The sequence below is a fragment of the Streptosporangium canum genome (genome assembly GCF_900113865.1).
GTDB lineage: Bacteria > Actinomycetota > Actinomycetes > Streptosporangiales > Streptosporangiaceae > Streptosporangium > Streptosporangium canum.
This window is the reverse complement of sequence record NZ_FOQY01000016.1, coordinates 167,833-177,434: the sequence shown is the minus strand read 5'-3', so window position 1 is coordinate 177,434 and position 9,602 is coordinate 167,833. Positions and strand designations below refer to the sequence as shown.

Sequence of the window (9,602 nt, the reverse complement as noted above, 5' to 3'; positions counted from 1 at the left end):
TAACCAGCCGCTGGCCCGCGCGGCCGCTCAGGCTCTGTTGACCGGCCCGGATGCCGACTGGAGCGCGACTACCGCCATCGATGACGATCACGGGCACGACCGCACCGAACGCCGCACCATCCGTACCGCCGAAGCAGGCGACGCCCTGTTCCCCGGTGCCCGCCAAGCCTTCCGGCTGCGCCGCGACGTCGGCGACCTGGACGGCGTCTGGACCAGCAAGGAAATCGTGTACGGCGTCACCAGCCTGCCCGCCGAAGCGGCCGGGCCCGCCCAGCTCAACCACTATGAACGGGCGCACTGGGGCGTGGAAAACCGCCTCCACTGGGTCCGCGACGTTACCTTCCGGGAGGACAACTCCCAGGTCAGGTCGGGAACCGCGCCCAGAGCGCTCGCCGGCTTCAGAAACCTGGCGATCAGCACCGCCCGGCTGGCCGACCGCGCCAACAGCGCCCATGCCCGCCGTGACCTCCTCAACCACGACGATGCCTTCGCCGTTTACACCATCTGATCAATCCGACGAACCGGGACAGAGTGAATCAACGCCGGGGCCCTGGGGCTGGGACTGTTTCCGCAGGATTGAACACCCGGTTGCGCCCACAGAGGTGGTGTACAGCAGTCGATATGGCAACGCCGCCTTACAGGATCGCTCTCCACCGATCCGTGACCACCATCTGAGCAGGGCGAGATCCCGCTGACGAGCTGTCTGCCCTTCCCTCGTAACGAAGTGCTCGGGGCGTAGATGCCGCTCAGGGGTCGTGGGGGATCTGTGTCGTTGTGCTTCTACCGTGTCGACGTGAAGGACGAGATGACCAGCCAGACGATAGCGGCCGCGACATCCTGAGTCGCACGAGCAAAATCGACCGCGACGCCTGTGGTGAGCTCGTGTTTATCCCTGGTGACAACCCACTCACCGACATCGGTGCATGGCGAGCCTGGCACAACTTCCTCGCCCAGGCCGGCCACGCCGGCTGAGCTTCCCCCCGTAGCACGGCCACCTCGCCTGAGTTGACCCTGTGTCGGCTGGGAAGGAAGTGCTTCGTGCCTGCACCTCGCCGTGCACGTCAGCATCCCCAGCGCCGAGCTTGTCGCCGCGTACTCGCTTCGCACTACGGGCGCGCCCCCGGCCTACAGCGCCCGAAAACCCGCCTCGGCGATCACCCAGCACAGCCGGTGGAGACTCAACTCTCTTGTCCTACTCCACTACATCCGGGCCGTAGACAGCCGTCGCGACAACCCCATGCGTGTGACACTCAAGGGAAAAGGACACTCCATGGGAAGTGAACAGTGCAGCGCCCAGAGAGGATCGGCATATGAGTATCTAAAATCCACGAAGAGGGCTACTTTGTGACTTGGATCCGAATATATGTTCGTCAAAACGTTTCGGACATCCGAATAGAGAATAAAGCTCACATGAAAAATCAGTATTGATCACAATCGTGTAGCAGATCCTGACACTATTCGAGCGGCGCGATAACGTTCCGACATGGGCAATTTGGACGTTTCTGCATGTAAGGAATGGTTCAGTGTCGCTTATGTTGAAGCACTGGCTTATGCTGCGGGATATGCTGTGACGGTAGTCCACGTTGACCACTTTGGAGTTGACTTAGAGATTCGTGACCGAGCACTTCGTGTTGATGTTCAAATGAAGTGCATGAACGAATCTGATGTCAGAGGCGACCATATATCGTATGATCTCGATACTCGCACATACAATCTCTTAAGTGACCCCGGGCGTAATGTGCCAGCATATCTCTTTGTCGTAGAAGTTCCAGAGGCAAAGAACGATTGGGTGCTCTCCAGTTCTGAAGGCATACATCTGCGTAGATGTGGATACTACGCCAAGATGTCCGCTCTCGAGCCAACGGCGAACAAGGCTACTAAGGCTGTACGTGTGGCACGCGAGAACAGACTGACAATCAAGTCACTCGATCGGCTCATGCGCGAAGCAAGGGGTGAACTTTGAAAAGCGCCGGCTCACTAGCTTCACAAGTCTCCCCCGCTGGAATGAGGGCTTATCTAAAGGCCAACTCCTGGCAGATCGAGAGCACTCCTCTTCCTCGCGCCGAGCTATGGCGAAGAGGCTCGTGGGAAGTCTTAGTGCCGCTCAATAGCGAAGCGTCGGATTACCCTCGCAGAGTACGAAACTTCATCGAGGACATCGCGGGAGAACGGGGAGATCAAGAAGACATCGTCGCGAACGAACTGCGATATGTCGAAGATGACGTCGTCGACTTAAAGTTTGATGACGACCGCTCTATAGTGCCCTTATCGGATGCTTCCAGATTGCTGCAAGGCGTTAAAAGATTTGCGATTGCTAACGCGTGCTCCGCTATCCATCGGCGCTCTCATCATGGCAGGTCCCAGCCTGCAAAGGCGCGAGAATATGCGGAGTTCGTTGGAATGGGGCATACTCGCGAAGGAAGCTTTATAATACCGATTGTGAGCCCTATAGGGACAATGAAGCCAATAATAATTGAAGGCGAACAAGAGCTGCTCATAGATGTTCAGTCCGAACTTAACTTCTTCCCTCGGCGCGTCACTGGAATGATGGCTGATGTTCTGCGAGAAGTTCACAGCCTTGCCGTAGAACAAGAGCGGATACCACCCAAGGAAGATCTTAGTCGGGCGGTCATCGGTGGACTATCCGCCGACGCCTGCTCAGCACTTGCGGATATGGTTGCTGCTCCCCACGAAAGTGATCTCAACATCAGCTTTCAGTGGGCCCTCACGGCTGCCCCTCCTCGTGCCGGCGGCGAGAAAGTTGAGTTCCCGCGTGAATCTGCAGGTGCAATCAGAGAGATCGGCCATATCCTTCGCGACCAGATTAGACTTGCCGACACCGTTATCTATGGCTTTGTAAGCTCTCTCGACCGAGACCCGGGTGACGAAGAAGGAGTCGTAAAAGTAAAAGCAATTGTCGGCGACCGCGTTAGGCCGGTCAAGATGACACTCCAAGGAGATTCTTATCATAATGCCGTCGAAGCACATGACTTAAAATTGCGAGTCATTGCTACAGGCTCCTTGGTGAAGAGTGGAACGGGTGTGCTTTCGATGCCCCGGGTCGACTTGTTTAGAATTGACGACTATTTGCCACTCGAGATGGGTGCCGCGCTTAACTAAGAAGAGTCCGCCGCTAGACATCTGTCTCATCACCAAGCCAACGAACACCGACTGAAGACCTGCGGAGCAGGCGCCCGGCGAGGCCGTACCCTGACCTATAGATCGTCAGCGTTGTGGTGGATTGGTGAGGCCGTCTTCCGCCCCTGTCAGCATGAGAGATTTTACTGACGCGGATGCTAACGACAGCTCTGGACGACCATGGACAACGGTGGAATCCCCGCAGCCATATACCCCTTCTGAACAGGAATTTCTAACGTCCATAGACGCCAGTGGACGATCTCGAACTGGCTACGGATCAGCCTGGTACGCCCACCAGGGTTCGCCGTGAACTGTCTGAGGCCGTGACGATCGCCGACTCCGATCTCTACCGTGCGTGGCCGGGGCGATCGACTGTCGCGGACCGACTTCGTCGGTCCTTGCCACCGGATGAGGGGGCTGGTCGAGTGCGTCCCCAGGAGGAGATCGTCAGAACCTGGAAAGCCAAGCGGAGGCGTCGGGCGTTGGCCGACCATGGGGCGGAGGAGGTCTCATGCGAAGAATGGTCGCGTATCTATCCCTGATGCTGCTCCTGTCCTCCTGCGGCGGGGTCTCTCAGGCCTTGCCCGACGGGCCCCACGGCGCATCGGCTGACGAGTTCGAGGATCGTGCCCGAGAGGTGGCGGAGCGCTGGCAGGGCTCGGCCGACGACCGCGCCTGGCGCAAAGGGCTCGTCGCACTGGAAGTGCTGAACCCACAAGGATGGGCTCATGTGGGCCGGATCCCGGCCTGGGTGAACAGAAGCTCGCACAACGGCGCCTGGCGGTTGGCCGCCAAGCTGCCCAAGGACTCCCCGGACCGCGCCGACGTGCGATGGCCGGACGGCGAGGTCTCGCAGGTGCCGCTCATCACAGCGGCGAGCGCGTACGTGGAGTTCAGCAAACCGGCCAACCTCATCGAAGAGGAGTGCCCGGCCAAGGGATGTCGCCCGCTCCGGGTGACCGGCGCCAGACTGGGCAAGGTCCCGCTGGAGACCAGCCGTGGCACGATCCAAGTGCCCGCCTGGGTGTTCACCGTGGAGGGAGTCGAGCAGAAGAAGGTCCATGTGGCGGTCGACCTCTCGGCCGTCACCACCCGTCCCGAGCGGGTGCGGGGGGACGTCGAAGAGGTGATGGCGTTCGACCTTGTCGCCGGCAAGTCGAACGAACTGCTTCTCCGGTACGGCTACGGCGCCTGCGACACCATTCACGGGGCACGTGTTTATGAGACCAACCGACTGGTGGTGGTCGACGTGGACGAGAGAAGATCCGACTCTGTTGAGGTGTGCCCGGGCATCCTCAAGACAGCTACGATCACCGTCACGCTGGCGCGACCCCTCGGCGACCGCCTCGTGCTCGACTCCGGCACCGGGCTACCGGTGCTGCGGGGACTGAGCAGGCACTGACGGCCCGGCGACCGCATGCGGCGCTGCAGAGATGCGCGGGCTGTACAGCAGAGCCATACAGCAACGTCGCCTTACACGATCACACGCTGCCAGCCCGCATCCACCGCCTGAACAGGACGAGACGTTTCTGACGAGGCGTCTGCCCTTCCCTACGGATCAGAAGGTTGGGGTTTCGAGTACCTCCGGCCGCACAGCAGGTCAAAGGCCCTCCGGGATCATCCCGGAGGGCCTTTTCCGTGCCCGTACAGCAGCGCGGGCTCACACAGACGATCTTCTATGGACAGCACGCGTCAAGGCCGGGGCGGCGCAGTCGGAGCGAGAACGACGAACCTCAGGGGCCAAGCGCTCCAGCCCTCGACCGTCCGAAGCCGGCGACCTTGCTCAGGCACCGCCGAGGTCACCCCGGAGACGGCGAACCCACTCCGCAGGGAAGACCTGCTCAAGTCGCTCTCTGCTGATCTCCAACATCCCCTCCTTCGCCAAGGGAAGGAGCGCGCCGTTCTGGACCGCCGCGTGATCTTCGGGAGCCGGGCAGATCAGGACGGCTCGGCGATGAACTGGCGCATCTCCGCGCAGGTATGCCGATTCAGGTTGTCCCAGATCAGCACGATCGGCGCGCCGAGTTTCCGGTGTGCCATGAGAATCAGGTCGCGGTAGTCGGCCCAGGTGAAGCTCGCCTTTTCATCCTTGCGCCGCCGATGGACATGCACCCGGTACAGCAGCCGGGAACGCTCACCGGGCCGGTAGCAGGTCAGTGCGGCCACCGAGATGCGGCCCGCGCGCCGCCCCGGCACGTGCGCCACCGGCGTGGCGCCGCGCGGGGCCCAGGTCCGCGCGATCGGTGCTCTCAGGGTGCGGCCGCACTCGTCTTCGAAGCAGACCCAGGCATCCAGGTCCGCCGCGGTCTTTCCACGGCCGGCCACACCTCCGTCTTCCACACCACGATCGCGCCCTCATCGCGCTCGATGGCCCGGCGCGCCGGAACCTGGCATGACCAACCGTGCCGCCGCAGCAGCTTCCACACCCCGGGCAGGGAGTAGCTCAGGTGGAACATCCGGCCGATCACCTTCCGGATGCGGGCCAGGGTCCAGTACTGGTCGTTGCAGCCGTGCGCGGCCGGGCCGCGCAGCAGCACGGCCTCCAACCGGGCGAAGCGCGCCTCATCCAGCATCGGCAGCGAGGCCGGGCCCTTGGAGGCCGGCGCCGCAGGCCCAGGCGCGGCGCCGGCGGTTGACCGACATCCGGCTGACCCGCAGTTCCTTGGCCACCTGGGCGTCGCTGTAGTCCTGGGCGAACAGTTCGGCCGCGCGCAGCCGTACCTGCTCGCGCTTGGCTCGTTGTCCGGCGGTCAGCCCGCCGCCTTGCGCGTACCGCATGTTCTGGGCGTACCACGACAACCCGGCGCGGTCACATGATCGCTTAACATCACGAATTAAAGATCAGTGATGGGGACCGTGGCAAGGGCGTCGGCCAAGTGGGACAGGGACGAGACGACGACCGAGCCGTTGATGTCAGCCATGTGCTTGCGGCTTTCACGCAAGCCGGCAACACCGATCGCCTGGGTGCCGATGTCCGCCGCGACCATCATCGTCTGGACGGAGGCGCCAACCACCGTACATTCGGCGGGGTTCATGGCCAGCGCCTTCCTCGCCCGGCGTGCGAGGGCGGCTCCCATCGGTCTACTCGAAGGACGGTGGTGTCGGTACCCGACGACCGGTCCCACCAACTGCCGCAGCTCGTGCTGGTCCAGGTAGGACTCGATAGTGGCGGAGTAACGGTTGCCCATCACGGCGACTCTTCTGCCGTCGGCTTGGCAGGCCAGCAGAACCTGGCGTACTCCGGGCGCGGGAACAGCCGTCGTGACCGCGGCTGTCTCGGCCGCGCGCAGGATGTCCTCCGCCTCGTCGCCGTGGGCGGCGCTGATGTGGTGGGCGTAGGCCACCATCCACAGCGGATCGGTGGTCACATGGAAAGCGACACTGGTCAACAGTGATATCGGGGGGCTTGGGGCCGGGAGCCGCGCGCGGATGTCGTCGGCGATCGCCGACGTATCCACACCGGCGAACAGGTCGCAGATGACGCCGTCGAAAACAAACAGCATCGCGCGGGTGCGTTCCAGGACGCGCGCGACATGGGGGCGTACTCGCGTGGCCGGCAAGCGGGAGCCTCCTGGTCATGATGTCGTGGCTGTCCTGGTGCGGCGCCGTACGGACCGGGTCTTCTTCCTGATGGTGGAAGGTATCGACATCCCGCGTGCGCGGGGAGCACGGGACGGTGTCCCGGGAACCGTCCAGGTCGCGGGATCGTCCCCGCGTGCGCGGGGAGCACCGCCGGCTCGTCCCCGCGTGCGCGGGGAGCACCGCCGGCTCGGGCGCGACCGGAAGCGGTCCGGCGGACCATCCCCGCGTGCGAGAGGCATCCCCGCTCGTGGAACCCAAAGCAGCGCCCGTCTGCGCGATCGCCTTCCAATCCACCATTCTAGTCTCGATGTTCATCATGACTCCCATTGGTCGACAGACCAAACGGTGTAGGGCTAGCACTTAAGGGCACCACGGAACGGCATTTCTTGCGTTGCCCAAAAAGAAGAAGTATAACCCTTGACATCCTTATTGAATGCCCCAATGAGAACCCTGCTTAAGGATCTTGATTCACAAATCTTGACAATGGTTGACTGGCTGGGCAAGCTCTCCAGTGCGGGCGATTTACAGTCAAGTCGTGATTGGGGGATTCTAGACTACGGCCTGTCTTTTCGGACATTAAGGGAGAATTTCTGTATGTCGGAGTTCATTAACGTCCTCATCGCCATCGACGCGGAGACCATTCTCGGAAAATACGGCAAGAACACCGACCCGAACAGCCCCACATCGATCCCCGACAGCAGCAGTTTGATCTACATGACCACCCGGCAGAACCAACTCGGGAGCACTCCGGGAAGCGAGTTGACGGTCAACGCCTCCCCCATGGACATCATCAGATGGCGTGAGACGACACTATCTCTGAACTCCGAGTACACCAGCGTCCTCTACAGGTTCAACGCCCTGTCCGGACAGGGGCTGATCAGCACTCCCGTACCAAGGTCGGTGGTCCTCAACGAGCCGCAGCCGAGCAGTCGGGACCCGTTGAATCCCACTACCCAGAAAATCAACAGCTACTACTGGGAGTCCGAGGTCTTGGACACGGGGAGGGTCACCTACAACTTCAGTTTCATGATTCTCAACCACAAAGGCGAAAAGCAGGGTTACTACTACTGGGACCCCTACATCAATATTCAGGATTGACGGAGTCGGTGCGCTGATTCGCCGATCTACGTCCGGTGATACTTCGCCGTGAGAAAATGAAACATGTTCAGGAATGATAGACGAGTATTCGGCGACAGTGGTGCTTACCTGACGAAATTACCCTGGACGAGCATCATCCGGCACATATTGGTCTTGGGTGGGGCGTCTCCCGGCGCTCCATCGATGAACCGGCTACATGGTCGATCGGCGCGAGCAGGTGACCCCTCCAATCGATCGGTACACGCTACGGCTTCTCGCCAGGCAGAACGAGGTTGTCCCGTAGCTCGTAGAAGTTGAAGTGGCGGTCCTCGCCTCGGGGCCTACCTGGTGGTAGGTCTCGGGCAATCGCCAAACCACTCCGAGCAAGGAGACGGGGACCGTGAGCAAGACCTACCAGACCAAGTGCCGCCGCGTCCGGCAAGCCAAGGACGGGCCGATGGCGTTGCGCTGGTGCGCGGCCGGCGTGGCCGAGGCCGCCAAACAGTTCCGCCGCGTCAACGGTTTCCTGCACCTGCCCAAGCTCCGTGGCGCACTTGAACGGCACGTCGCACCCCAGAGTGCCGATTCAGAGTGCTACAACGAGAACGTCGCCTGACCGCAGGGCCGCTCCTCAAGTTCCACGAACCACGGGACATCCTCGCGATCAGTCTCGGAAATGGCTCTCTGTCACAGTCCGTGATTGCTTCACACACTTTGCGCCAGAGCCACTTTTACATGGCCACGGACAATCCTGAAGTGACAGCTCATAGCGGGGTGGACGAAGGGGGACGGCGGACGGACAAGGCCCGATCAAAATCGTTCGCCTCGGCCGCTGGACGATAGATAGCGTGTCCGCTGTGCGAGACGAGGTCTACCACTACAACGAGGAACGCTGGGAAGCCCTTGCGGAGGCGGACGCTTTGTTCACCCGTCCCATGCTCGACCTGGACGAGGAGAAGGCTCAGGCTTATCTCGGCCTGGACAGGCTAGGCATCCCCCGCGACCTGGCGGGCCGAAAGGTGCTCTGCCTGGCAGGAGGAGGCGGGCAGCAGTCCGCGGCCTTCGCCCTGCTCGGAGCTGACGTGACGGTTCTCGACATCTCCTCCGGACAGTTGGAGCGGGACCGCTTGGCCGCTGAGCACTACAGCGTCGGCATCCGCACGATCCAAGGAGACATGCGAGACCTGTCCGCCCTCTACGACTCCACATTCGATCTGGTCTGGCATCCATACTCGCTGACCTTCGTCCCGGACTGCCGGATCGTTTTCCGCCAAGTCGCGAGAGTCGTCGGAAAAGGCGGCCACTACTACCTGATGTGCGCCAACCCGTTCTTCGCCGGGCTCACCCACGACTCCTGGAACGGGGAGGGCTACACGCTGAAGCAGCCCTACATCGACGAGGCCGAGACCAGCTATCCCGACCAGGACTGGGCCTACGACGGGAAGCTGGCCGGTGACCGCATCCGCCAACCCAGGGAGTACACACAGACACTGGGCCGGATCGTCAGCAGCCTGATCCAGGAAGGCTTCATGCTGACGCGCCTGTCTGAAGTCCGAAGCGACTACCCGGGTGCGGAACCGGGCAGTTGGTCGCACTTCACGGGGGTGGCCCCGCCGTGGCTGGAATTCGTCTGGCAGTACCGGCCCGGCGTCACGTCCTCGGAAGGTGAGGGTGTCCAGGGGCACGGGTGACCGCGAACCACTCGAACGGAGATCGAGCGGCCACGCCACCGCGACCCTGCGATGAAGAACAGCGCGAGACAGGCCGCAACCATGATCTGGACGGGCACCGAGATCGGGAAGGTT

At 61.9% G+C, this 9,602-nt stretch carries 7 protein-coding genes and 2 pseudogenes; 7 read left to right on the top strand and 2 right to left on the bottom strand.

The window, feature by feature from the left end:
• The 4 genes from BM085_RS23740 to BM085_RS23725 all read left to right on the top strand — a co-directional run.
• Nucleotides 1-508: ISAs1 family transposase (locus BM085_RS23740; protein WP_143121045.1), on the top strand; the 508-nt coding region annotated here is incomplete at its 5' end.
• 975 nt (nt 509-1,483) lie between these two features.
• Nucleotides 1,484-1,963: a DUF4365 domain-containing protein gene (locus tag BM085_RS23735; protein WP_093889120.1), complete on the top strand. Its 480-nt coding sequence runs from the start codon at nt 1,484-1,486 to the stop codon at nt 1,961-1,963.
• Between the two features lie 134 nt (nt 1,964-2,097).
• Entirely contained in the window at nt 2,098-3,120 is a 1,023-nt protein-coding gene (locus BM085_RS43335) for a hypothetical protein (RefSeq protein WP_143121044.1), read from the top strand.
• Nucleotides 3,121-3,649: 529 nt separating this feature from the next.
• Nucleotides 3,650-4,540, top strand: a complete 891-nt coding sequence (locus tag BM085_RS23725) for a hypothetical protein (protein WP_143121043.1) — start codon at nt 3,650-3,652, stop codon at nt 4,538-4,540.
• A gap of 545 nt (nt 4,541-5,085) precedes the next feature.
• On the opposite strand, the pseudogene BM085_RS47460 reads toward BM085_RS23725, so the two are convergent.
• Nucleotides 5,086-5,916, bottom strand: a pseudogene (locus tag BM085_RS47460) (IS630 family transposase); the annotation flags it as partial.
• 56 nt (nt 5,917-5,972) lie between these two features.
• Complete coding sequence (locus BM085_RS23710; protein ID WP_143121042.1) at nt 5,973-6,698, bottom strand: HAD family hydrolase; 726 nt, start codon at nt 6,696-6,698, stop codon at nt 5,973-5,975.
• 463 nt (nt 6,699-7,161) lie between these two features.
• Here BM085_RS23710 and BM085_RS23705 point away from each other — a divergent pair, with 463 nt between their 5' ends.
• From BM085_RS23705 to BM085_RS23695, 3 genes and pseudogenes are all read left to right on the top strand, one after another.
• Complete coding sequence (locus tag BM085_RS23705) at nt 7,162-7,818, top strand: inclusion body family protein (RefSeq protein ID WP_218158809.1); 657 nt, start codon at nt 7,162-7,164, stop codon at nt 7,816-7,818.
• Between the two features lie 406 nt (nt 7,819-8,224).
• A pseudogene (locus BM085_RS23700) lies at nt 8,225-8,413 on the top strand (hypothetical protein); the annotation flags it as partial.
• 232 nt (nt 8,414-8,645) lie between these two features.
• Entirely contained in the window at nt 8,646-9,488 is an 843-nt protein-coding gene (locus BM085_RS23695) for a class I SAM-dependent methyltransferase (RefSeq protein WP_093889114.1), read from the top strand.
• Nucleotides 9,489-9,602 lie beyond the last annotated feature (114 nt).

Excerpts from the sequence above, each read along its gene's own strand:
- BM085_RS23735 (WP_093889120.1), top strand. The coding sequence starts at position 1,484 with ATGGGCAATTTGGACGTTTCTGCATGTAAGGAATGGTTCAGTGTCGCT.
- BM085_RS23725 (WP_143121043.1), top strand. The coding sequence starts at position 3,650 with ATGCGAAGAATGGTCGCGTATCTATCCCTGATGCTGCTCCTGTCCTCC.
- BM085_RS23705 (WP_218158809.1), top strand. The coding sequence starts at position 7,162 with ATGAGAACCCTGCTTAAGGATCTTGATTCACAAATCTTGACAATGGTT.